This window comes from Cupriavidus sp. 05T313, assembly GCF_056396665.1.
The window spans coordinates 15,054-38,400 of sequence record NZ_JBFTLX010000075.1 but is presented as its reverse complement, the minus strand read 5'-3'; the positions used below and the strand labels follow the sequence as shown (position 1 = coordinate 38,400).

The following is a 23,347-nucleotide window of genomic DNA, read 5'->3' as shown; positions in this document are numbered from 1 at the left end:
GGCCCAATGTGGTGGACATCGGCACGTCGGCCTACCGGGTGCAGGGCGGCTGGAGCGTGATCACCGGGACGGTGGTGCAGCCGGGCGGGTTCATGAGCGCGATGCACATGAACATCGAGGCCGACGCGATCAATGCGGTCAACGATGCGTTCCTGATCCGCGGCGCCGACGGCAGGGTGGACGAGGCCGCGACCGTGGCTCTAGTCAATCAGATGAAGGCCAACCTCGGGCTGAACTACACCGAGAGCACGGTCGCCGACGACATCCACACGCGGTTCATCAAGGAGAAGAAGGGGTTCGGGCCGCTGGGGCAGATCGTGGCGATGGTGGCCGCGGTGGCATTGGCCGTAGTGACGGCCGGAGCGGCATCTGCAGCCATCGCTGCGGCGCAGATCGCAGCGGCGGAGGCCGGTATGACTGCGCTTATCGCCACGGGATCGATTGTCGAGGCGACGGCAGCGGGCGGCCTCCTTGCTAGTTCTGCATTTGCAGCCGGAGGCATGGCCAACCTTGCCATCGCCGGTGCGCTTGGTAGCATTGCCTCAAGCGCGACCATTCAGATTGGCATGACTGGCACGATCAAGCTCGATCAACTGGCGACGGCGGGTCTCGCGGGAGCGGTAACCGGGGGGCTGGCGGGGTACTTTGGGTCCAGCTACGGCGTGGACCGTCTGCTGGCGTCTGGTGCGGCTGGTTGTGGTACGGCTGCGATGCAGGGCGGCGACTGCAAGGCAGGGGCCGTGACTGGCTTGGCGACGGCTGCCGTCGCTTGGGCGGCCGATGCGATGCGTCAGGATCAGATTGAGTCGTCTCAGCGATTCAAAGGCATCTACGATGCAAGGGATGAAAATGGGCGACTGATTTCGAATGCTACTGGATCCAGCTCTGGTATTGACGGCGACGGCATGAAGATTGCCGGGACGCGCGTTAGCGCTGACGACTTGCGAAAATACGGAATAGTTGCCGAGCGACCGGATGGGGCCTGGGATTTCACCGGAACAGGAATCAACCCGGATACGAATGACAAATGGACTCTGACCGAAGCTCTCAATAGAGAGGGGGGGCTGACCGGCGGATTCCAAGGGCTGCCAGGCACCCTTGCTAAGTCACCCTACCCTCCGGGCACGTTCACGGACAAGGTGCTGGAGTCCTTCGCCGGCCCTCATGACTATCTAGGCAGTTTGACTGCCTATGACCAGCTGGGGAATCTGAAGGAAGGGATGACGAGCTTTCAACGGATGATGTTTGAGATCCAGACCGATATCGATATTCCATTGGCAGCTCCATTCGCTGGCGTGACATTGCTCAATCAATACGGCATAGATTGGTCCGTCTTCCGCAACCAGAGCCAACAATCGAAGAATGCAAAATGAGTGCAATGAAGTTAGCCATCCCCTTTCTGGTCATGGCCTGCTCGGGTTGTTTCCACTCGCCGCCGAACTACCCTGGTGCTGGTGGTGAGAATATCGACCCGTCTCGCTATGTTGATGCAGCGTGTCCTGATTTGACCGGCCGGTATGACGGGAGGGGCGAACTTCTGGATGGAGACGCTACTGCGCAAGGTTGGGCAAAGACCAGGCGCTTAGACAATGTATTCCCATTTGCGAAAGCGGATGAGGTGTCTGCAATTGACGATGCCTCTAGGTCTGAGACAGGACGCTTCCAATACCCAAAGGACGGGCAAGTATCGCTGGTCAAGGAACGGATCTTCCAAAGTAGGTTCACATATCCAAACGGAAGAAGTGCAATACAGCAGTCTTCCTTTGAGGACAAAAAGCGCTTCGTTTGCACTGGGGCTGAAGGAAAAATAACCTGGGGCGGCGCGAGCAAGGGGGGGCGCTCCGAATTCGGACCGAATACATCTGATTCGGTGGCAATGCTTTACCTCGACGAGCATGGTGATCTCATCTATGAGAAATTTACGCAGATTCATATGAGGCTTCGGCTTGGGGGGATTCCCACGGGTACGGCCCAGCATTTTGCGAAGTATAGATTCAAGCGGATCCAGTGAAGAATGCCCCCTTCCGTCTGTGCTCAAGCCACGTGCGGCTCGCCGCGGGATATTGCCTGGCGAATTCCGCTAATCGGGCGCAGCAAGCAAAGGAAAAAATGGCGCGAGCCAAGTTATGTGTTGCTGGAATAGCTCTGAGTTGTACGGCCTGTCTCCATTCCCCGCTGAACTATCCCGGCGTTGGAGGTAATAATCTAGATCCTGCCGAATACGCGGCTGCTCACTGCCCGAATCTAAGCGGGCGATATGAAGGAATAGGTGAACTCATTGAAGGGGATGCAGCAGCACAACAAGCGGCAAGGAAATGGCGTTTATCAAACGCCTTTCCATTTCGGGACGCTCGTCAAGCGCAGGAAGTAATAGCGGCGTCTCAGTCCGGCGACGGACGGTCCCTTCCCCCTACCTTCGCAACGGTGCGGATGACGAACCGCTTTGCGCCAATCGCTCTGCAGTATGGGAACGGGAGGTCGTTTGAGTATGTTTCTTCTTTTGAGGACAAGGGAAAATTTGTCTGCACTGGTTCTGATGGAATCGTCTCGTGGGGAGGGGCAAGTGATGGGGGACGGTCTGAGTTTGGACCGAATTATTCCGATTCTGTTGTAACCTTGTACCTAGATCCATCAGGAAACCTCATCCTTGAGCGCGGAATGCAGGTCCACATGAGCTTGCGGCTAGGCTCGATTCCTACGGGGACGGCTAGGTACTTCGCGATCTATCGATTCAAACGTCTGCCTGAATGAGATTGCCCCCTCCTATCTGCTCCCGATACTTCTGGCTCACGGTTTGATTTTGCCTGGCGCTCGCCGGCTGCCCAATGCTTCCAGATCCTGATGGATGTCTTTCGCGATTGAATGCGCTTGGGAGCGCACCAAAACATGCCTTCCGCAAGCCAATGCCGCGATTGATTGCATGCTGCTTGCATAGCCTGCTGGCGCCGTTGCAGCAGCAGCCTCTCGCCATTGTGAATCGAATCGATGACATGTTCTGAGCACCGATGGCTGGGCGGCATCCGCTCAGCCATCAACGTTGCGCACTCGTCATGGCGGAGTAGTCGTGCGCGCTGGCCTCAGCCTCAGTTCGCGCGCTGCCTGCGCCCGCCCGCATCGCTTTCAACTTCGCCCATCGCGCCCCACTACGCCCGATGCACGGGGGCAGCTTCGCAGCCAGGCCTTCGTCAGATACACGCGAACGCCCATCTCCCTCTCACCTTTCGCGCGACGACCGTCGCTCAGCGGACGGTCCGGTAGAGATTCCGACTTCAACATTTTTCACATCTGACTAAATCGCGACCGTTGGTGCTCGCTCAAGCGTCAGATTGCTGTAGGTGCTCCTTGCTGGCGTATTTGCCCAAAAAGCAAAAAGTGTAAATGAACGATGAATTAGTACACGTCCGATTTTCCTGGTATTTCAACTCTGCTAACGTCGCGCACACATCTAGCGCGGTTGAGTCACCGGCCCGGTGTCCGAGTACCAGACCGCCATTGCCGATGTGGCCGGAGCCGGCGCGGGCATCCGCGTTTCCGCCCAGCGAGCCAATCAAACAGTCGCCAGCGACTGCTGGTTGCCGTGCCACTCGCACCGCCCGGCTATCTGAGGCTAAGGCGCCGCTCCTGCTGGCCACGCTCAGCTAGATCTCTTCAACAAAAAGGAGAAGAAATCCATGAACTCGCAATTCGAGCGTTACGCGATGACGGCTGTCGCGCTGGCCGTGACCATGACCCTGGCGGGATGCGGTGGCGGTAGTGACAGCCCGGAAACCGCTCACACTGATTCGGTCAATGGCGGTGGCACGATCACGCAGACAATCGACCCCACCGTGTTAGGTCAGGAGTGTTTGCAGGCGCCTGCGCAAGGCGCCAGGAGCCACGTCTCGGCATCCTGGATCGTGCCGGTCCAAGTCGACGTGGTGGATGTGGCCGGCTTGGGGACGCAGAGCTTTGACGGCAACGCCTACCCCGCGATTGACGTGCGGAATAGCAAGAACTTCTTCTTCGGCGAGGGGGAGCAGCACCACACTGTGTACTTGCATCCGCAGACCCCCGTCTTGCCGGCTGGCGCTGTGACATATGCCAAACCAGGCTCCGGTGGATCGGATCGACGCTACCGCTTCGACTACGCCGCCACCTCGCTGTCGGACCTGATCGCCTCGGGGAAGGTGCCTGCGGCAATGGCGTCTGGCGGGGGCGTTCCATGGAATAGTGCGATGCGCGCCAATATTCAGATGACGTCACCCGTGCTGGCCGGACTTGCCACCGGCCAATCCAGGACCTACACGATGTTCAAGCAAGCCGCGGACGGCACTGGTTCGTACGGGCTGACCTTTGGCGGGGTCATTACCGAGCTCAAGTTCACGTATCTAGGGCGCGAGAACGTGGCGGCGCCGGATGGCACCTACGCGCAGGCCTGCAAGGTTGCCGTCGAAGGCCAGGTGCTGGAATACAGCTACCGTAACGATGGCAAGGTCACGATTGAGCCAGTCTTCCACGGCACAGTCTGGCTGGCGCCAAACGTTGGGCCGGTTCGCGTCGCCCTCACGGATGCCGACGAAAACACGCCGGTGCTTGATCTGTTTCTTCCTGCTGCGCGTTGATTGACGAACTCGCGTTTTCCATCGCCATGACGATCTCACATCATCGGCAATTAGTTGCCGATGATGCTAACGATCCCCACGGGCGCGGCCACGCAGTTCTCAAAATATCGCTTCAAGGGAATTCGATGAGCAGTACATCCTCTTCCCTTGTGCGCGCAGGTCTACTGTTGCTTGAGCAGCGGGAGCAACGCAACCAACTGGAAGCGGAGGCGCTGCGCGCTGAGATCGCGGCGGCCCTATCGAGTGGTACCCCTGAGCCTGCCGAAGATCTGTCCGCGAGGTTCGAGAGCAAGTACCGCGCTACGGACAAGAGCAAGCACCGCTGATGCAGCTCACGATCACGCCGCTCGCCGGGCAGGATCTGGAGTCCACGTTCTTCATCTGTCCTCCTTCCTGCACCTGTCGATGTGAACCTGCCTCAGTTTCGCCGGCGATATTTGCGGCATGTCGTAGGCAATGTTTGTAGCCTCGGTGGTCGTGGAGAGAAAGAGCGGGTCGCCCCCGCCAACCTGACTCAGTTTCTTCAGTACATCTTGCCTGGGCGCCCCTATATCGCGTAGTTGAGCGGCCATGAAAAGGAGGTCGGCCACGCACTGGCAGACCGACATCCTTTGCGCCTTGCTTACCTCGCCTTGCCTCGCTTGCGTTTGCGCATAGGCTCCGGCAGCGACAAACAGGGCAACGGCTGCAAGCATTGCGGCTCGTAAAACTTGGTGGCTCATATTGTTTTGCCCCCTCTTCTAATGAGGTGGTCTGGTCCTGCTACGCTGGATTCGCGCTTGTGACCATTATTCCCTTGCGCAGGGGGCAATCTGTCTGGAACCGAACCTTCGGTGCGGCTTTCTACGACGACGCGTCAGAAGCTGATCGCCGCTGAGACCACGACGACCTGCTCATGCGACGTCGGGTTGAACCAGTACACCGCGGCGGAGGCGCGCTTGCCCTTTACTTGCGCAAAGACGCCGCGTTGCAGGTCGCGGCCGTTTTCATACGCGCGCGTGCGCTGTCCGGCAAGGCCGACGCGGAGCCAGTCCACGGGACGGAACGCTAGTTCGGTCCAGGCGTAGGTGTAGGCGGACGGCTTGGCGTTCGGCACGTATTCGAACTCGACATAGGCATCCGCATAGCGGCCGGTCACCGTGGCCTCGAATCCGGGCACCACGCTGTTCGTGCTGCCCGTGACCCCCCCCAGGATCGGCGTGACCTCGAGGCGCACGGCTTCGCCGGCGGCAAGGTTGTACCCGGCGAAGAATGAGTACGCGTCCTTGCCTTCATAGTTGCTCCGTGCTTCCAGGTGCAAGGCGCCGCGATTGGCGATGGCGATACCGGTGACATAGGCGTCGCTGCCGCTCGGCAGGTTGAGGTAAGCCGAAACCGCGCCACTCCACGTGGGCGCTTCCGCCGCGGGTGGCTGGCTTTCCCCGGCTGCGCGCGCATGCAGGGGCGCGGTCGCCGCGGCCAGCAGGAGGCAGTGCGCGGCCAGCCGGGCGGCCCACATGCTCAGCCTCCCAGCAGGATGATGGCCACGGTCAGCGCGACGCCCAGCACCGTCATGGCCAGGCCTGCGATCCAGCCGCCGAAGCCGGCATGGCGCCCGAGGGCGAGGCCGGCGCCGAACAGCATCACGATGGTCAGGACCCGCGATACCAGGAGCGCCGTCGATACCTCGGGGACGATAATGAAGGGAAGCGCAACCGGGAATGTGGCGAGTACGACAATCAGGAAGATCGCTGCTGCCGCCAGAAAGTCCTGGGCGCCCAGGGTGGGCGTCTCGGGCCAGTCGGTTGTCCTGGCGATACGGCTGCGTATCGCCTCCAGTTCCGCGTCTTCCACCAGTGGCCGCAACGTCGGTGAAAGCGCATTGCGCAGGCACGCGATGGCGTCGGACGGGTCGTTTGCGCTTCGCACCGCCCTGATCAGCGTCAGTTTGCGCCCCCGTTCGGTCAGGGTGCGGACCAGGTACATCACGGCATCGACAAGCCCCCAGGCCAGGTTGCAGCCGAGGGCAGTAAGGAACATGGTGCGGGCGGCATCCGCCGGGGCTGCCACTGCCGATACCGCCCCCACGAAGGTCAGCGCCATGAACAGGCCGAAGCACATCTCGGAAACCCGGTCGACAGTATCGAGCAGGCGGGGCCGGGCTTCGGCGGCATGCGGATCGATTGAGGTAGTCAACACTGGCGCGCACCTCGACATGTCTGCCCCCGCTGAGGTTTTCGTCGATGTCATGGCCGGCTTGATGGCATCGATCCTGCGCATCTCAGGCGGGCAGACGCCTGGACGCGACCGGACGGTGATGGCGGCGCCACCCGGACTGTCCGGATGCCGCCGTTTGCAGTGTAGGCAAGAATTCACACCGTGGCTGGAATCCGGCGCAAACGTCTCTTGGCCGCTATGCCGCATGGCCGAAGACGAAGAGAGCGACGAATCCGGGTGACGATTGCGGATCACGCCCGCGTCGCCGATTTCGCAACACGGTCTGCCTGTAAGGAGACAGCGCATCGCGGCGCGGCAGCGGGCGAGACGCGCACGCTCAGCACAAGGGTCGCCGAGCAGCCGATGCGTGTTCCGCTGCTGGCGGGCACGGCATTCGACAGGTACTCCCCATCAGTACTTGATGTCCCGCTTGTCCTGACGGCCCTCCTGCTTCGTGTCGCGCTTGTCCTGCCGGCACTGGGAGTTGCTCTTCTGGTTTGCGGCCCGGCAGTCGACCTTGCCAGAGCGCGCCTCCTGTTTGGCAGCCTGGTTTACGTCCCTGCCTTGTTGGCGCTGCTGCGACTGTTCGGTGGCCAGCGCGGCGCCCGATAGCGCCAGGAGTCCGGCCGTGGCCAGTATTCTGCCCGTCCGGCTCCAAAGGCCGTTTCTCGATTCGACCATTTTCACGCTCCTCTTTGGCTGGTTGAGACGGCAGTCAGCTGTCGCGCCAGGCCGCCTTCGTATGCTCGTAGAGAGGCAGACCCAGGAAGCCTCCTCCGATAAAGGCGAGCATCCATTACCTGAAGTCCATGATAGCGCTTCGTCAGCACAGGGATCGCCGGCAATGAGGTCCGCCAGCAAAGACGAGCCGCCCGAAGTTTTCACGGCTACCTGACGGAGGGAATAACGCGGAAGTGAATTTTGATGCTTATGTGTCTTGACCGGGCCTAGCATGCCTGTTGTAATAACTGTTGTTAACTGTTATTAAGCGCCAGGAGAATCAGGATGCCTACCAGTGTGGCCCTTGGCAGTCATTTCGAAGCCTTCATTCGTGAGCAGGTGCAGAGTGGGCGCTTCAACAATTTGAGCGAGGTTGTGCGCGCGGGTCTACGGCTGCTTGAGCAGCAGGAGCAACGCAACCAACTGGAACTGGAGGCGCTGCGCGCTGAGATCGCGGCGGGCCTATCAAGTGGCACCCCTAAGCCAGCTGAAGATGTGTTTGCGAGGCTCGAGAGCAAGTATCGCGTTGCTGACAAGAGCAAGCATCGCTGATGTGGCTCACGATCACGCCGCTGGCCGAGCAGGACCTGGGGGGGCATTGCCGATTACATCGCCGCGGATAGTCTGGCGCGTGCGCTGGCGTTCATCGAGGAATTGCGTGGGCAGTGCCAACGAATCGCGCGGAATCCAGATAGCTATCGCCGGCGCCCCGAACTGGGTAGCGATATCCGCTCCTGTCCCTACGGCAATTACGTGATCTTCTTTACCGCAAGCGATAGCGAAGTGACCGTTGTCCGCGTTCTTCATGGCGCTCGCGATATTCCAGCGTAAGGTGGGCACCTGTGGCGGCATTCTGACCTTGGCACTTGGCTCGGTCCACTCGTGAGCCACCCTACCGCTCACGATACCCCGAAGCCCCGCAAATCCACCCCAGATGCAGTTCCGTCTTCGGCAGCCTCTTCGCGCTGTAAAAGCAGTTAGGCCTCGCATCCAACCCAAACAACGCAGCGAACGCCCGATAGTCTTCAAACCACGCATTCGTCGGGCTGAACGAGTGAACGAGCATCACCGCGTGATCCGCGTTAAAGCGTTCCGCTCCCAGGATCGCGGAGGCGGCTCTGCGCAGCAACTGATACCGGATCGATAACGGGATCTCCAGCAGGCCGAGCGTTTCGGCGAAGAAGTCGAGGCGGGTGTGCCTTCCCGGCGTTCCCGATTCCAGCCACTCCGCCAGCGTGCGGTCGAAGGGCTCGCCAACTTTGCCTTCCACAGCGAAGGAGATCAGTTGGCCGTCGCATTTGCCCAGTACCCGGATGTCGCTCTGCGATTTGGTGGTGCGGCGCGCAATCGCAGCCTGGTGCTCCGGGGGGGCGGGCAGCATGGCTGTGCCTCGCAGGACCGGGTAGGCTTCGATGGCATTGGCGATTTCCGCGGGAAAGCCATCCGCTTCCTGCCAGCAATGCGCCAATGTGCGAGAGGTGAAGCGGGTTTTCCAATGCTTCACCAGTTCTGCAAGGAAGGGGGCCCAGTTATCGGCCGCGGCGGTTGGGATATAGATCCTGCTCATTTTTTTTCCCCTGCTGGAGAATGGCCTGTAGCGTCGACTCAGCCCGCTAGCATGAGACGACGCTAGCACTGGCGGCTGGCGCTTTATGTTCGGTTGCCAATATAGGGTGTATGCTGAGAAGCGCTGTGCGCGCCTCATTGAGGTAGATGCACGCTGAACTGCCATACGCATGGCAGATCACGAACCGGGTGCCGACTTGGATAGGATCCGAGGGATCACTCGAGCGCGGTGAGGGAAAGCACAAAAGTGAGTCATGATGCCTAAGCGCTTTGACGGGTGCCGGTGCACCTGCTGCAATAACTGTCACTAAACTGCCAAGAGGACCCAGACGCCTGTCAGCATCGCCCACCGTAGACCGCTGGTGCCGCGCAAGAAGGAGAGCTGAACATGAACGCCGATCAACTCAACACCGATGCGATCGATGATGCTGTCCTGGGGCTGCTCTATCTGGCCCTGCATGACGATGACCGCGCATGGAAGGGCTTTGACTGGGAAGCTTTGAACCGGCTCCACGAACGGGGCTTCATTGCGAACCCCGTGAACAAATCGAAGTCGGTGGCGTTCACGGAGCAGGGCTTGCGTGAGGCCGAGCGGCTCTTCAGGAAGCACTTCATTCTTCCTGACGCCGGCACTAAGGAGTAATGAGGGTGCGCATCGGAAATGCTCCGTCACCGCGGCGCCGGCTGGCAGCGCATGGCCGCATGCGGTAAGGTGCGGGCTGGTCCTGCGCTATTGAAATGGCTACCCAGAAGACCACGACTACCTGGATCGATGTCAGGACGAAACTGGCCGAGCTCGACCGTGCCGGCCTGCTGAGCCTGGTGCAAGACATGTACGCCGCCAGCAAGGACAACCAGGCTTTCCTGCATGCCCGCTTCGGGCTCGGGGGCGACGTGCTCAAGCCCTACAAGACCGTCATTGCCCGTTGGATTTACCCTGATTTGTTTAAGAACCAGCCCACATCGGTTGCCAAGGCGAAAAGAGCGATCTCGGACTATAAGAAGGCTATAGGTAAGCCGGAGGGGCTGGCCGAACTGATGGTGTTTTATTGTGAGCAGGCAGGTGAGTTCAGCAGCGACCTCGCTTTGGACGATGCTGGCTACCTGGATGCGCTGGTGCGGATGTTTGGGCAGGCCTTGGCCGTCATTGATAGCCTGCCTGAGGCACAACAGCAGCCGCTGCGAAAGCGCCTTGAAGCTGTAAGCGACCTATGCCGGGACATTGGCTACGGCGTGGGCGACGGGATGGGCGGACTCCTTGCCGAGTTCGGCGTAGATGAATGAGTGCGATCCCGTAGCCGCGCTTCAGGCCGAAAACGCTCGCCTGATTGCGCTGCTGCAAAAACACGGCATCGAATGGCGCTTGCCCGTCGTGCCAGTGCCGCCAGTCCCCGAAGCAGAAACCTCGCGCCTATCCACCGGCGACAAGGTCGAATTGTTTCGCCGCCTGTTCCGCGGACGAACCGATGCCTATCCGGTTCGTTGGGAAAGCAAAACCACTGGCCGCTCTGGCTACGCTCCGGCATGCGCCAACGAGTGGCGCACCGGCGTTTGCGACAAGCCGCGCATCAAATGCTCGGACTGCGGCAACCGTCTGCTGATCCCACTGTCGGAATCGGTTATCTACGACCACCTGGCCGGTGAGCACACCGTAGGCGTCTATCCCCTGCTGGAGGACGACACCTGCTACTTTCTCGCGGTGGATTTCGACAAGGCCGAATGGCGGGACGATGCCCGTGCCTTCATTCAATCCTGCAGCGAACTGGGCGTACCCGCCGCTCTTGAGATCTCCCGGTCCGGTCAAGGGGCGCATGCCTGGGTTTTCTTCACCCATAAGGTCTCGGCGCGCGATGCCCGCCGTCTTGGCACGGCGATCATCAGTCATACATGCGCGCGCACGCGGCAACTGAAGCTCGAATCGTATGACAGATTGTTCCCGAACCAGGACACGATGCCGAAGGGCGGATTTGGAAACCTGATCGCCCTGCCACTTCAGAAGAAACCCCGGGAGAGTGGCTGCAGCGTGTTTGTCGACGAGGACTTGCAGCCCTATCCGGATCAGTGGGCATTCCTGTCGTCTGTCCGGACGATGGCGCCGCACGACATTGAGCCCGCTATCCTGCTTGCCACTGGTGGAGCGCATCCGCTGGACGTGACGTTCATTGACGAAGAGGATTTGGGGGCACCGTGGAAGTCCGCATTATCCAYGACAAGCAAGCTGTCCCTGCCGATGCCGGAGTCCCTTGCCGTGACGTTGGCGAATTTCGTCTACTTCGAGAAGTCGCGCCTGCCGCAGCCGTTGGCAAACCGCCTGATTCGCCTTGCCGCATTCCAGAACCCGGAGTTCTACAAGGCACAGGCCATGCGGATGTCAGTGTGGGACAAGCCACGCGTGATCGGTTGTGCGGAGAACTATCCTCAGCATATCGCGCTGCCGCGCGGTTGCTTCGATGCCGCGCAGGATCTGCTTCGAGATCATGGCATTCGTTCTGATATTTGTGACGAGCGACATAGCGGTGCCCCTCTTGAGGTGAAGTTCGCCGGCGTGCTGCGGCTGGACCAGGAGGCAGCCGTGGCTGCCATGCTGCACCACGAGGCCGGCGTACTGTGCGCGCCGACCGCCTTTGGCAAAACGGTGACGGCCGCAGCCATGATCGTGCGGCGGGGCGTCAATACCCTGGTGCTTGTGCATCGCACCGAATTGCTCAAGCAGTGGCAGGAGCGCCTGCAAGTCTTTCTTGGCGTCGGCAAGGATGTGTTGGGCACCATTGGTGGAGGCAAAGCGAGGCCAACCGGCAAGATCGATATCGCCGTGATGCAATCGCTGTCCCGGCAGCATGAGGTCAATCCGCTGGTCGAAACCTACGGCCACGTTATTGTTGACGAGTGCCACCACGTCGGTGCGGCGTCTATCGACGCTATCCTGCGGAAGGTCAAGGCGAAGTACGTGCTTGGCCTGACCGCAACGCCGGTCCGCCGCGATGGCCAGCAGCCGATCATCTTCATGCAATGCGGGCCGATCCGGTACACAGCAGCGAGGCCTGCCGGCGCACCGCACGATCTGGCGGTGGTGCCGCGCCCGCTGAATGCGCGCATCGACCTGCCGCTGGCGGCCGGCATTCAGGACGTGTTCAGGCACCTCGCCCAGGATGCGGCCAGAACGGCAGCGATTGTGGCCGAAGCCGCAGACGCGTTCGCACAGGACCGCAAGGTATTGGTGCTGACGGAGCGCACGGAGCATCTCGACGCCATACGCACGCTGTTGGAGACGAAGGCGCCGACGCTGTTCGTGTTGCACGGGCGGATGTCGAAGAAGCAGCGCGCCGTCGTGATCGGCGAACTGGATGCATTGCCCCCGGAGGCTCCCCGCATTCTGCTGGCGACAGGCAAGCTGGTGGGCGAAGGATTCGACCATCCACCGCTTGATACGCTGGTACTGGCGATGCCGGTTTCATGGAAGGGGACGTTGCAGCAATACGCTGGCCGGTTGCACCGCGAGCACGCCACCAAGACCGATGTGCGCATTATCGACTTCGTTGATAGCGGGCATCCGGCGCTGTTACGGATGTGGGAGAAGCGGCAGCGGGGCTATCGGGCGATGGGATACCGCATGGCGGCGGGCTGAGGTTGGCCGGGATGTCCTATTTCGATACGCTCGCCGTGTAAGTGCTCTGTTGTACGTGCCGGCGGATGCATTGATCGACTACCTGCCGCCACTAGGCGAGTTGGCCCATCAGGTTCGGAGACCTCCAGGAACTGATTGCGTAAGGTGCCACCCTTGACACCCCCCAAGCCCCCATGTTCCAATCCGCTCACATTCTGATTTGGGTCGACGCCCATGCCAACCTGCCTACCCGGGCAAGGTGGATCGCGAGAGCGGATGTGGTTCCTTAGTCGTTGAGGAACAACCAAGCGGGCACTGCGTCGACCCTCCTTGCACGGAGGGTTTTTTGTTTTCTGCCTCAGTCATTGATCGCGAACTCATCCAGGCTTACCTAGAGACGCACTATCACGTCCACGGCGATGCGCCCGCCACGTTAAGGGTCGGCGAGCCCAATGCGCCGCTGGCGGCGTTGCACGATGCATCCGGCGTGACATGCAGTGCATTTATCACCGCATGGAACCCGTTCAGCCAGCAGGCTTGCGACGATGCAACCAATGCACGCCGGCAGGCGGCGCTGGCGTGCGAGCTGACGCGGCGCGGACTCACGTTTGTCGATGGCATCGGCCAGCATCCTTCTAACGAATGGCCGGGCGAGGCCAGCTTCCTGGTGCTTGGTATTCCGCTGGAAGACGCGAAGGCGCTCGGCACCGAGTTTGAACAGAACGCGATCATCTGGTCCGGCGCCGATGCCGTGCCTCAGTTGATTCTCTTGCGATAAGCGGGGGTGACATGAAGCAAGACTTGCCTGTAATCCAACCGGTTTCCAATCCCGTTTCGAACCCGACTTCGCGCAGCCGCTTCCGTGGCTGCCTGCTCGGCGGCGCTGTCGGCGATGCGCTGGGCGCGCCTGTGGAGTTCATGACGCACGCGGAGATCCTGGAGCGCTTTGGCGCCGGCGGCATCACGGATTACGCGCCGGCTTACGGCGGCATCGGCACCATCACCGATGACACACAGATGACGTTGTTCACCGCGGAAGGTTTGTTGCGTGCCTGGGTGCGGGGCGTCAGCAGCTATCCGGACGCGGTGRCGCGCGCCTATCTGCGCTGGCTGCATACGCAGGGGATCCGGCCCGCATGGCATGCCGATCTCATCCTGGCCGAGCAGGGGTGGCTTTGCCAGCAGGCTGCGCTGCACAGCCGCCGCGCACCGGGCAACACTTGCTTGTCCGCGCTGGAAGCGATGATGAAGCTGGGTGAGCCGGCGCATAACGACAGCAAGGGCTGCGGCGGCGTCATGCGCGTGGCGCCGGCGGGGTTGTTCGCGTGGCGGCATCCGGATCAGCGATCGCCCCCGCATGCCTTCGATCTTGGGACCGCGCTTGCCGCCCTCACCCACGGACATCCGAGCGGATCGCTGGCGGGCGGCGTGCTGGCTGCGCTGGTCCACGAACTGGCTGACGGCGCGACATTGCCCGATGCCTTGCGGACGGCCAAGGCGTGCCTGTGCGCGCAGCCGGACCACGAGGAAACGCTGCTGGCGATCATGCACGCGGAGCAGCTTGCCGGGTCCGGCGTGGCGCATGCGGATGCCATCGCCCGTCTCGGCGAAGGCTGGGTCGCGGAGGAGGCGCTGGCGATTTCCATTTACTGTGCGCTCGTTGCCCGCGATTTCCGTCACGGCGTCATACTCGCCGTGAATCATGACGGCGACTCCGATTCGACCGGGGCCATCACGGGTAACTTGCTGGGTGCGCTGTGGGGCGAGGAAGCGATTCCGCGCCAATGGCTGGCGCCGTTGGAGCTTCGGGAGGTGATCGCGGAGCTGGCGGATGACCTGAGTGACTTTCCGACGTGGGATGTCAGGATGGATTCTGGCCAGCCGCAACCCGACATGAACTGGCAACGCCGACATGGATAAGCATAAAGAAAAGGAACTGAAGCGGAACAAGGGCCGGGCCCTGGCGTTGCTGCTGGTTGCGACGGCAGTGTTCGGGGTGACGGCGTTCCTGCCGCCAGGCCTGGGAGTGAACTGGATCAAGGCCATCGCCGAGGCGGCGATGGTGGGGGCGCTGGCCGACTGGTTTGCCGTGGTGGCCCTCTTCAGGAAGGTTCCTATTCCCTTTGTGTCGCGGCATACCGCCATCATCCCGAGCCACAAGGACGAGATCGCGGACAACCTGGCGGTGTTTGTCAGGGAGAAATTCCTGGACCCCGACTCGATCGTAGCGCTGATCCGGAAGCACGATCCGGCGCAGCAGGTGGCGGAATGGCTGACCAGCCCCGCCAATACGGACCGGCTTGGCGCCTATGCCGTCAAGATGCTGAGCGGCATCCTGGAGGTGATGGAGGATGCGCGCATCCAGGGGTTCATCAGGGATGCGATCCACGCCGCCATCGACAAGGTGGACCTGTCGAAATCCTCGGGCGCGATCCTGGATAGCCTGACCAGGAACGGCAGGCACCAGGAACTGCTCGACGAAGGCATCCTCCAGTTGCTCAAGCTGCTGCAGGAGCCCGGGACGCACAGCTTCATCTCTACCAGGATCATCGAATGGCTCAAGAGCGAGCATCCGGTGAAGGAGAAGGTGCTGCCTTCGGAGTGGATTGGAAACAACGGCTCGGAAATGATCTCCAACGCGATCCGGAGTCTGCTCGACCAGATCGGGAAGGATCCCGGCCACGCACTCAGGCGGAATTTCGACGAAGCCGTGGCGAGCCTGATCGGGCGTCTCAAGAGCGACCCGGCCTTCCTGCAAAAGGGTGAGGAGATCAAGCAGTTCGTGAAGAACGATGAAATGCTCAATGCTTACACCAGTGAGCTGTGGGGCGAGTTGCGCAACTGGCTCAGGCGAGACCTGGACAGCAGCGATTCCCTGCTGCGCGGCAAGGTGGCCGCTTCCGGCCAGTGGATGGGGAAAACGCTGGCGCAGGACCCTGCGTTGCGCAGTTCGTTGAACGGGCATATGCAGGAGGCGGCGCGGAATATGGCGCCCGACTTCGCCCAGTTCCTCACCCGGCATATCAGCGATACCGTCAGGAACTGGGACGCGCGCGAGATGGCGCAGGTCATCGAACTGAATATCGGCAAGGACCTGCAGCTGATCCGGATCAACGGAACGATCGTGGGCGGGCTGATCGGATGCGGGCTCTATCTGGTGTCGCACCTGGGTGAGATCGTGCGCGTGTTTGCGCATTAGGCGCCGGGCGGCGCTGGTTTTCCGCATATCGGGCGCTGCATCCCATGACAGCGCCCGACCCGCCGCAGCCCACTTATTCGCTCGCGACCGGCGCGCGCCGTACATCGCTTACCTGGTCGCCAAAGCCCCGCAACCACCATTCAAGTTGCGCGGTCTCGACGACAGTCGCACTGATCTCGAACCGGTCTCCAGCCTCTCTGACTTCCTGGTCCAGCGACAAGCGCGATTCCAGCAGGTGCAGCCCGGCCTCCTTGTCGATGCGGAAGGTGAGGCGGATCAGTTTGCCGTCGCCGAAGCCGAACCGTCCGTCCGCGTCGAATTTCTGCAGATCGAACGCTGCCGGCCGCTCGAACGTCAGCGTCGATGCCTGCGCGGCCACGATGCGGTGCAACGCCAGACTCCGCTCGTTGGCATATCCTTCATAGCGGCAGACCAGGTACAAGCGCGCGCCTTGCTGGGCGAGCCCCAACGGCATCACCCTGGCGTCCTTGCGCTTGCCGGTCGCATTCTTGTAGTCCACGTCCAGCCAGCAGTTCGCGTAGAGCGCGTTGCTGACTGCCTCGAATACGCCGGGCTTGATCTTGGGCGGCAGCAGCGGTTGGGTGGTGCTGACCACTCTCACCTTGGAGAGCCACTCGCGCCCGCGCTTGCCGTTGGCGTGCGGTCCGAGATTAGTGCGCGCCTGCTGGAAGAAGGCTTCCATCGATTTCATCAGGCTGGCGGGAAGCAGGTTGCGCAGGTGCTGCTCGGCCAGCGCGAGCATGAGCGACTCCTGCTCATTGAGCACCGGCAGCGACAGGCCGCTGGCCTGCTCTTTCCAGCGGTAGCCATAGGGCTTGCTGCTGTCGTCGCGCTCGATGCCGAAGTGCTCGCTGAGCATCTCGAGCTGGCGCTGGATTGTCCGGAGGTCCCGGGAGAGTCCTGCGTTGGTCAGCTGGACGTGCAGGTCGGCGGCGGAAACCTTGCGGTTGCGTGGAATGCGGCGCAGCAGTTCCAGCGCCAGCTGCACCGTTTCCAATGTATCGGGTCGCTTGGGCATTGGCGTTACAGCTTCAGGTCGCCGCGGCCGGCAAAGAACTGCCAGAGCCGTACCATGGCGAAGGTGTCCAGCCCGCAGTAGTCCAACAGTTGCCGTTCGATCTGATCCTTGCGGGCGCGGGTCGTGCCCGGATGGATGGCTTCCTGGTAGGCGCTCATGGCCATGCCGCCGTCCTGGACGCCGTCCAGTGCGTCGTATCGCAGGTCGGGGGCAACGGCGGGCAGTACTTTCTTGATGCTCCAGCTGCCTTGCTGGCTCGGGTGGTAGTAGCGTTGCTGGGCAATGGGCAACAGGTCGACCACGCGCGCGCTGATGGCCTGCAGCGGCGCTGCCAGGCGGGGAAAGCGCTCGGCCAGTTCGCGGATGCGCGTGGTTTCAAAGGCGGCGTTATAGACGAATACCGGCCCGCTCTCCCCGCAACCCGCAACCAGCGCCTGCGCGAACGCGAGGGAGGGGTCGTTGCCCGAGAGGTCCAGGAAGGACCGATGCTCCAGCTTGCCCGTGCGCGACAGGCGATGCACGCTGAACTGGAACGGCAGTTGCTGGTAGGGCCGCGTCCCTTTCCAGATCGGTACGGCGAACTGGATCGTCTCGAAGTCGAGGAAGTAGGCGGGCAGCTTGTGGGGCGCCAGGTCGGCCGCGGCGCCCGCGGCGTCGAAGAATGCCTGTCCGGACAGCGTATGGGTCTTGACGAGGCGCTGCCGCTCGTTCAGGAGGCGGTCCGGTACGTCCCGCAGGTCGGTCACGCCGTCTTGCTCGATCAGCGCCTTGAGTGCCTTGGCCTGGATGCGGGGCAGCCAGTGCACCGGGAATTCCGCCGAGGGCTCCTGGCTCTCGCAGTAACCCAGGAAGCCGCACTCGTAAGGCTGGTTGCAGTGCCGGCCGCTCTTCATCGCGGGCTCGCCAGGCTGGCTGGCGATGCGCTGCGCTTCGTCAATCCAGCCCTTGACCTCTTCGGCGCGCCCGAAGGCTTGTTCCGTCAGGTCGACTTCCGTGAGTAGCCCCTGGTAGTCGCCTGCACCCGGATAGACCCACTGGCTGTCGATATGCGCCAGCGCGATGGCGCTTAGCGCCACGCCGGCGCTCCTGGCGACAAAGGCCTGCACGGCGGTGTCGTCCTGGTGGTAGTCCTTCACGCTGGTCGATGATTTGACTTCGATCATCCGCCAAGTCCGCTTTCTTGCGGTCACGCCGGGCAGCATCACATCGGCAAACGCCAGTGCGCCGGCCGCGGAGAAGCCGGCTTCGAAGATCGGTTGCGCGGCGTCCAGCGAGGCCTGGCTGCGGGCGAAGGCGGCGGCGAAGCCTTCGCTCTGCGCGTCGATCAGCACGCCCTGGCCGTCCGGGTCATAGAGGCGGCGGGCAATGTCTCCCACCTGGTGGCCGATCGCGAAACTGGCCTCGGTGGCGGACGAATCCTCGCGGCGTTCCGGGCGGTGAATCTCCAGCCAGAGCCGTTTGGGACATTGCCGGAAAGCCATCAGTTTGGACTTGGACAGTGAGCGCATTTTTCTTCTCGTTCTCGTTGCCGTTCTTGTTCGATTGTTTCGTTGCTTTCGTATGCGAGGCCACGGGATTATTTCACGCGGATTGTCTTCAAAGGAAGCCGAAGGGGCCCTTTGCCCCTTCCTTCATCGCGCACTCCACCTCGAGCGCGGCGACGAAATCCGCGGGCGAGCCAATGGGCCGGAAGCGGTGCTGGCGCGAAACTGCCGCAAAGTCTCCGGGCGTGAGCTCGCGCAGCCGGCCGAGCCGCGCTTGCAGCGCCACGGAAGGCGCCGCGAGCGCAAGCGCCTGGCAGTGACGGGAGAGCAGCGCCGATGCCTGGGCGGGCTTCAGGTAGTCAAAGCGCACTTTCAGGTCGAAGCGGCGCAGCGCCGCCTGGTCCAGCCCTTCGACCAGGTTGGTCGAGGCGATGAACACGCCGTCGAAGGATTCCATCTGGGTCAGCATTTCGTTCACGAGGCTCACCTCCCAGCCGCGCTGCGCGCTGCGGCGGTCTTGCAGGAAGCTGTCCACCTCGTCGATCAGGAGTACCGCGCCGTCCTGCCCGGCCTGCCGGAAGGCGCGGGCGATATTCCTTTCGTTGTCGCCCACCCATTTGGACATCAGGTCCGAGGCGCGCTTCACATGCAGGGGCACGCCCATCTGTTCCGCCAGCCAGCGGCCATAGGCGGTCTTGCCGGTGCCCGGCGGCCCATAGAGGCAGAGCCGCGCCGTTCCGGTCCGGACCACTCCCGCTGCGAGTTCGCCCAGGTCGGCGTCCGCATGGAGGCACGCGGGATCGTAGGTCTCGGGCAGCCGGCCGGGGTTTGCCTTGCCGATTGGCTCGTGCCCCTGTGCTTGCAGCGTGTTGTCGATCAGCAGCGCCATCGCGGACGCCGCGCCGGGCGCGCCCAGCTCTTCGCGGATCGCCTGCACGACCGAGGCGGCGCGGGTCACGATGGCGGGCGCCAGGACCTCGGACTCGGCCATCCGCTCCACGGCGCGGGCGTCCAGCAGGCCCAGGCAGGCGCTCTCGATAATCCTGGCGCGCTGTTTTCTGCCCGGCACCGGCAACTCGATGACCATGTCGAAACGCCGCAGGAAGGCCGCATCGAGGCTGGCGGAGTTGGACAGCCACAGGGTGGGCACCGGGTTCGCCTCCAGAATCCGGTTGATCCATGCCTTGCGGGCCTGTGCCGTGCTCTTGCGTCCGAAGAAGCTGTCGCCGTCGTTGAAGACGTCTTCCACTTCGTCGAACAGGATCAGCGCCTGGCGCTGCCCGAAGAAGCTCTGCGCCGCCCGGAAGGCACGCAGCCTGCGCTCGCCATCGATCGGGTCGCCGTCGTCGTCCTCGCTGGCGACTTCGAAGAGTTCGCGGCCCAGGTCCCTGGCCAGTACCTTGGCGAGCTGGCTCTTGCCGGTGCCGGGCGCGCCATGCAGGAAGATGTTCACGCCCTTGCGCCCGGACGACAAGGCATGCCGCAGGTAGGGCCTGAGCACGGCCAGCGAGGCGTTGACGTGCTCGTAGTCCGCCAGCGCCAGTTGCGCGGGCGCGGCCAGCGCCACGGTATCGCGCAGCAGGCCGACTGGATCGGCATCGGACGAGACGATATGGTCGGCGAAGCTATCGGATAGCAGCTCCAGCTTGCCGTTCAGCGTGGACCGGCAGCTCCGGTCGACCGAGACCAGGCCGGACTGCGCGAGCACGCCCTGCGTGGCCAGCGCTTCGCGCACGGCCGCTTCGGGCAGGTCGAGCAGCACCGCCACCACATGGAACACCTTGCCCGACGAGAGCTGGCCGAGGCAGTCCGCGGTGTCGTCGAGCAGGCGTTCATTCTTGAGCATCACGACAAATTCGAGGATCCGGCAATCCGTCTCGGAGAGGCCGACGAGCTCGGCCAGGCGCGCGATATTGGTGTTGAGGTAAGCCGAGGCGGGCGTCTCCCGGCACGCATCCTCCGCGTCCTGATGCACTTTGCGCAATTGGGTCCGGACTTTCTTCGCGTCGAAATCCCCGGCCTCCGGATCGATCCATTCCCCCAGCCCCAGCATTTCCGCCAGCCTGTCGTTGCTGAAGCCGCCGGACTGGATAAAGTCCTGGTGGCCACCCAGGGGAACAAGCAGGCGCAGCAGCCAGAGCCGGATGGCCGGCGAGAGATCGTGCGGAATGCGGGAGTAACGGGTTGGGCGGCGGCGCGGAATCACAGTGATCTCCTGTCTGGAACGAGGTCATTCTCGGCACACCTGCGTCAGCATGTGTCGCATGCGCGAGCCGGCCCCGATGCGACACGATCTGTCGCACCAGCCGGTTATCCTGGTTTCCGTTCACAATGCCATTCGACAGAGCTGTCCGTTCTGCCACGGCGCAAGACAGCCCGCCACAATTCTCGGGAACTGAACATGGAGCAAACGATTTCACCGGAGCTGGTGGCCGCCCTGCGCGGCGCCAGGCATCTCGTCATCCTGACCGGGGCAGGCGTTTCCGCGGAGAGCGGCGTTCCGACATTTCGCGGTCCGATGAGCGGACTTTGGGAGCGCTTCGAGCCGGCACAGCTTGCCAATGCCGATGCGTTCCGCCGCGACCCCGAACTCGTGTGGGGCTGGTACGAATGGAGGCGGATGCTGGTGTCGAAGGCGCAGCCCAATCCGGCGCACCTGGCGATCGCCAGGATGGCCGCGAAAGTGCCTCGCCTTACCCTGGTTACGCAGAATGTCGATGACCTGCACGAGCGAGCGGGCAGCGATAACGTGCTGCATCTCCATGGCCGCCTGCATCATCCCATCTGCTTTGCCTGCCGGCGGCCGCACGCGCTCCCGCCCGGCATCCCCGAGGAGCCGGACGATGGCCGGCGGCTGGCACCGCCCCTGTGCGGCCATTGCGGCGCGCGTATCCGGCCCGGCGTGGTCTGGTTCGGGGAAAGCCTGCCGAAGGACGTCTGGGCGGCGGCGGCGGCCGCCAGCGACGAGTGCGACATGCTGATCAGCGTGGGTACGTCCGCGCTGGTCCATCCGGCTGCCAGCCTGCCCCTCAGGGTGGCGGAGCGGCGCCGGCCGGTGGTGCAGGTCAACCCGGAACGCACGGCGCTCAGCGCGGTAGCGGACTACGACCTGACGGGGCCGGCGGGGCTGCTCATGCCCGCGCTTTATGAGGCCGCCTGGGGGCCGGCCGCGGCTTCCCTGCCCCCTGCCTCGCTGGTATTCCGGTAGTACGCATTCAGGTATCCTCGCGTGATTTCAATGCGAGGAGAAGTCTGGTGGCACGCGTGATTCCTGACGGCTGGGAAACGATGCAGGCAAGTGGTCCGGTCCAGCGTGAACTGGAAACGCTCGCAACCCTGAGCGCCGGTCTGCCTGACGACTATACGGTCTACCATGCCGTGCACTGGACCAACGTGGAGCGCACGCACGCGATCTACGGGGAGATCGACTTTGTCGTCGTGAACCGTGCCGGGCAACTGCTGATCATCGAGCAGAAGAGCGGCTATCTCGAAGAGACCGCCGAGGGCCTGGCCAAGAACTACGCGGGGAAGATCAAGGTGGTATCGGTCCAGATGGGCCGCACCGCGGACGGCCTGCGCGGCAAGCTGGTGCGCAGCCTGAACGGCCAGGGTGTGTTCATCGAGCATCTGCTCTACTGTCCGGACTATACCGTGCGGAATCCGCTGACCGCCGGCCTGTCGCCGGAGCGCATCGTGGACGCCCGGCGGCGCGGGGAGCTGTGCGGGCTGATCCAGGCAATCCTGCCGGCGGGCGAAGACGGTCCCCTGGCCGGGCGGGTCCATGGCTTCCTGTGCGACACCATCCAGCTGGAGACCGACGTCAACGCGCTCATCGGCCAGGCGCGTGCGCTGGTCACGCGGGTTTCCGGCGGGCTGTCCCACTGGGCACGCCAGCTCGATATCGAGCCCTTCCGCCTGCGCGTGACAGGAACGGCTGGCTCGGGCAAGACGCAGCTGGCGCTTGCCGAGTATCGGGACGCCATCGCGCGTGGACGGCGCCCGCTCTATGTTTGCTTCAACCGCCCCCTGGCCGATCATTTCGCGCGCATTGCGCCAGCTGGCGGGCTGGTCTGCACGTTTCATATGCTGTGCGACCAGTTGCTCAGGCATAGCGGCGGCACGCCCGATTTCAGCGCATCCGAGGCGTTCTCGAAACTGGTCGCGGACGTGGCGCCTCTGCCCGTTACGCCGGCATTCCTCTTTGACACGGTGATCGTGGACGAAGGACAGGATTTTGCGCCCGAATGGCGCGACCTTGTCCTGCGGCACGCCAGCCCGGATGCGCGCGTGCTCTGGCTGGAAGATCCCATGCAGAACCTCTACGGCCATCCGCCCGCGGAGCTGCCGGGTTGGGTCCGGCTTCGCGCAAGGAGCAACTTCCGCAGCCCGCGCCCGGTTGTGAAGCTGCTCCAGCCCCTGCTGCCGCCCGGCGTGGAGATTGAGGCGACCGCGCCGATCTCCACGGCCGAAGTGGAGTTCCTGGTCTATGGGGACCACGCCGGGCTCTTGCAGGCGGTCAAGGACGGCATCCGCATGTGTTATTCGGCGGGCTTTCGCAAGAACGACGTCGCGTTGCTCAGCTATCGCGGCCGCGAGAATTCCCGCCTGCTCGGCTATGACCAGCTTGGTCCCCACACCCTGCGCTCGTTTACCGGCAACTACGATGCTTGCGGGCAACCCGTCTATTCGCAGGGCGATGTGCTCGCCGAATCCGTGTTTCGCTTCAAGGGCCAGTCCGCGCCCGCGATCGTGTTCGCCGAGATCGACTTCGAGGCGATGGGGGAGAAGGAGATCAGGCGGCTGTTTGTCGGCGCCACCCGCGCCACGATGAAGCTCATCCTGGTGCTGTCGGAGCGTGCCGCGGGGGCGTTGCTGGAAAAGATCTAGCCAACGCCGCCGCGGTTGTCCTCGCGGCCCGGGCGCCATTGGCTCGCGCAG

20 protein-coding genes, 1 pseudogene and 1 riboswitch are annotated in these 23,347 nt (G+C 62.8%); of the genes and pseudogenes, 14 read left to right on the top strand and 7 right to left on the bottom strand.

Annotated elements, in window-relative coordinates:
- From AC1DKD_RS18000 to AC1DKD_RS17985, 4 genes and pseudogenes are all read left to right on the top strand, one after another.
- Positions 1-1,373, top strand: a pseudogene (locus AC1DKD_RS18000) (hemagglutinin); the annotation flags it as partial.
- Positions 1,370-2,011, top strand: a complete 642-nt coding sequence (locus AC1DKD_RS17995) for a hypothetical protein (RefSeq protein WP_441635050.1) — start codon at positions 1,370-1,372, stop codon at positions 2,009-2,011. The pseudogene AC1DKD_RS18000 and the gene AC1DKD_RS17995, both read left to right, overlap by 4 nt.
- 1,660 nt (positions 2,012-3,671) lie before the next feature.
- Complete coding sequence (locus tag AC1DKD_RS17990) at positions 3,672-4,601, top strand: DUF3108 domain-containing protein (RefSeq protein ID WP_441635048.1); 930 nt, start codon at positions 3,672-3,674, stop codon at positions 4,599-4,601.
- Positions 4,598-4,927, top strand: coding sequence for a hypothetical protein (locus tag AC1DKD_RS17985; protein WP_441635046.1), 330 nt, complete (start codon positions 4,598-4,600; stop codon positions 4,925-4,927). The genes AC1DKD_RS17990 and AC1DKD_RS17985 overlap by 4 nt, the downstream gene beginning before the upstream one ends.
- A gap of 530 nt (positions 4,928-5,457) precedes the next feature.
- On the opposite strand, the gene AC1DKD_RS17980 is transcribed toward AC1DKD_RS17985, so the two are convergent.
- The 3 genes from AC1DKD_RS17980 to AC1DKD_RS17970 all read right to left on the bottom strand — a co-directional run bounded on the left by AC1DKD_RS17980 (position 5,458) and on the right by AC1DKD_RS17970 (position 7,478).
- Positions 5,458-6,099, bottom strand: a complete 642-nt coding sequence (locus AC1DKD_RS17980; protein ID WP_477104525.1) for a hypothetical protein — start codon at positions 6,097-6,099, stop codon at positions 5,458-5,460.
- 2 nt (positions 6,100-6,101) lie between these two features.
- Entirely contained in the window at positions 6,102-6,779 is a 678-nt protein-coding gene (locus AC1DKD_RS17975; protein WP_441635042.1) for a hypothetical protein, read from the bottom strand.
- A 429-nt stretch (positions 6,780-7,208) separates the two neighbouring features.
- On the bottom strand, positions 7,209-7,478 hold the full coding sequence (locus AC1DKD_RS17970; RefSeq protein ID WP_441635040.1) for a hypothetical protein: 270 nt from the start codon (positions 7,476-7,478) through the stop codon (positions 7,209-7,211).
- A gap of 324 nt (positions 7,479-7,802) precedes the next feature.
- Between AC1DKD_RS17970 and AC1DKD_RS17965 the strand changes: the two genes are divergently transcribed.
- Entirely contained in the window at positions 7,803-8,069 is a 267-nt protein-coding gene (locus tag AC1DKD_RS17965; RefSeq protein WP_441635038.1) for a type II toxin-antitoxin system ParD family antitoxin, read from the top strand.
- A 45-nt stretch (positions 8,070-8,114) separates the two neighbouring features.
- The gene (locus tag AC1DKD_RS17960) at positions 8,115-8,348 is read left to right on the top strand and encodes a type II toxin-antitoxin system RelE/ParE family toxin (protein ID WP_441635052.1); all 234 of its coding nucleotides are present in this window, start codon (positions 8,115-8,117) and stop codon (positions 8,346-8,348) included.
- Between the two features lie 61 nt (positions 8,349-8,409).
- Here AC1DKD_RS17960 and AC1DKD_RS17955 read toward each other — a convergent pair whose 3' ends face one another.
- Complete coding sequence (locus tag AC1DKD_RS17955; protein ID WP_477143536.1) at positions 8,410-9,084, bottom strand: DUF6946 family protein; 675 nt, start codon at positions 9,082-9,084, stop codon at positions 8,410-8,412.
- Between the two features lie 387 nt (positions 9,085-9,471).
- On the opposite strand from AC1DKD_RS17955, the gene AC1DKD_RS17950 reads away from it, so the two are divergent.
- From AC1DKD_RS17950 to AC1DKD_RS17925, 6 genes are all read left to right on the top strand, one after another.
- A complete protein-coding gene (locus AC1DKD_RS17950) occupies positions 9,472-9,726 on the top strand; it encodes a DUF6429 family protein (protein WP_441635034.1) in 255 nt (84 codons plus the stop codon).
- Positions 9,727-9,821: 95 nt separating this feature from the next.
- Positions 9,822-10,367: a hypothetical protein gene (locus AC1DKD_RS17945; RefSeq protein ID WP_441635032.1), complete on the top strand. Its 546-nt coding sequence runs from the start codon at positions 9,822-9,824 to the stop codon at positions 10,365-10,367.
- Positions 10,360-12,708 carry a TOTE conflict system archaeo-eukaryotic primase domain-containing protein gene (locus AC1DKD_RS17940; protein ID WP_477143535.1) on the top strand — a complete coding sequence of 783 codons (2,349 nt, stop codon included), beginning with the start codon at positions 10,360-10,362 and terminating at the stop codon, positions 12,706-12,708. Before AC1DKD_RS17945 ends, AC1DKD_RS17940 begins: the two co-directional genes overlap by 8 nt.
- 184 nt (positions 12,709-12,892) lie before the next feature.
- Positions 12,893-13,005, top strand: a riboswitch (SAM-I-IV-variant riboswitch).
- Between the two features lie 28 nt (positions 13,006-13,033).
- Positions 13,034-13,465, top strand: coding sequence for a DUF3293 domain-containing protein (locus AC1DKD_RS17935; protein WP_441635028.1), 432 nt, complete (start codon positions 13,034-13,036; stop codon positions 13,463-13,465).
- Positions 13,466-13,488: 23 nt separating this feature from the next.
- Entirely contained in the window at positions 13,489-14,607 is a 1,119-nt protein-coding gene (locus AC1DKD_RS17930; protein ID WP_477143534.1) for an ADP-ribosylglycohydrolase family protein, read from the top strand.
- Positions 14,600-15,886: a DUF445 domain-containing protein gene (locus tag AC1DKD_RS17925; RefSeq protein WP_441635024.1), complete on the top strand. Its 1,287-nt coding sequence runs from the start codon at positions 14,600-14,602 to the stop codon at positions 15,884-15,886. The genes AC1DKD_RS17930 and AC1DKD_RS17925 overlap by 8 nt, the downstream gene beginning before the upstream one ends.
- A gap of 73 nt (positions 15,887-15,959) precedes the next feature.
- Here the strand turns inward: AC1DKD_RS17925 and AC1DKD_RS17920 are convergent, their stop codons facing one another.
- The 3 genes from AC1DKD_RS17920 to AC1DKD_RS17910 all read right to left on the bottom strand — a co-directional run bounded on the left by AC1DKD_RS17920 (position 15,960) and on the right by AC1DKD_RS17910 (position 20,615).
- Entirely contained in the window at positions 15,960-16,925 is a 966-nt protein-coding gene (locus AC1DKD_RS17920; protein ID WP_441635022.1) for a helix-turn-helix transcriptional regulator, read from the bottom strand.
- A 5-nt stretch (positions 16,926-16,930) separates the two neighbouring features.
- A complete protein-coding gene (locus AC1DKD_RS17915; RefSeq protein ID WP_441635020.1) occupies positions 16,931-18,433 on the bottom strand; it encodes a DUF2779 domain-containing protein in 1,503 nt (500 codons plus the stop codon).
- A gap of 88 nt (positions 18,434-18,521) precedes the next feature.
- Positions 18,522-20,615, bottom strand: a complete 2,094-nt coding sequence (locus AC1DKD_RS17910) for an AAA family ATPase (protein ID WP_441635018.1) — start codon at positions 20,613-20,615, stop codon at positions 18,522-18,524.
- Positions 20,616-20,810: 195 nt separating this feature from the next.
- On the opposite strand from AC1DKD_RS17910, the gene AC1DKD_RS17905 reads away from it, so the two are divergent.
- Together AC1DKD_RS17905 and AC1DKD_RS17900 are read left to right on the top strand one after the other, a co-directional pair.
- Positions 20,811-21,617: an SIR2 family NAD-dependent protein deacylase gene (locus AC1DKD_RS17905; protein ID WP_441635016.1), complete on the top strand. Its 807-nt coding sequence runs from the start codon at positions 20,811-20,813 to the stop codon at positions 21,615-21,617.
- A gap of 47 nt (positions 21,618-21,664) precedes the next feature.
- Positions 21,665-23,296: an ATP-binding domain-containing protein gene (locus AC1DKD_RS17900; RefSeq protein ID WP_441635014.1), complete on the top strand. Its 1,632-nt coding sequence runs from the start codon at positions 21,665-21,667 to the stop codon at positions 23,294-23,296.
- The last annotated feature ends 51 nt before the right edge of the window (positions 23,297-23,347 follow it).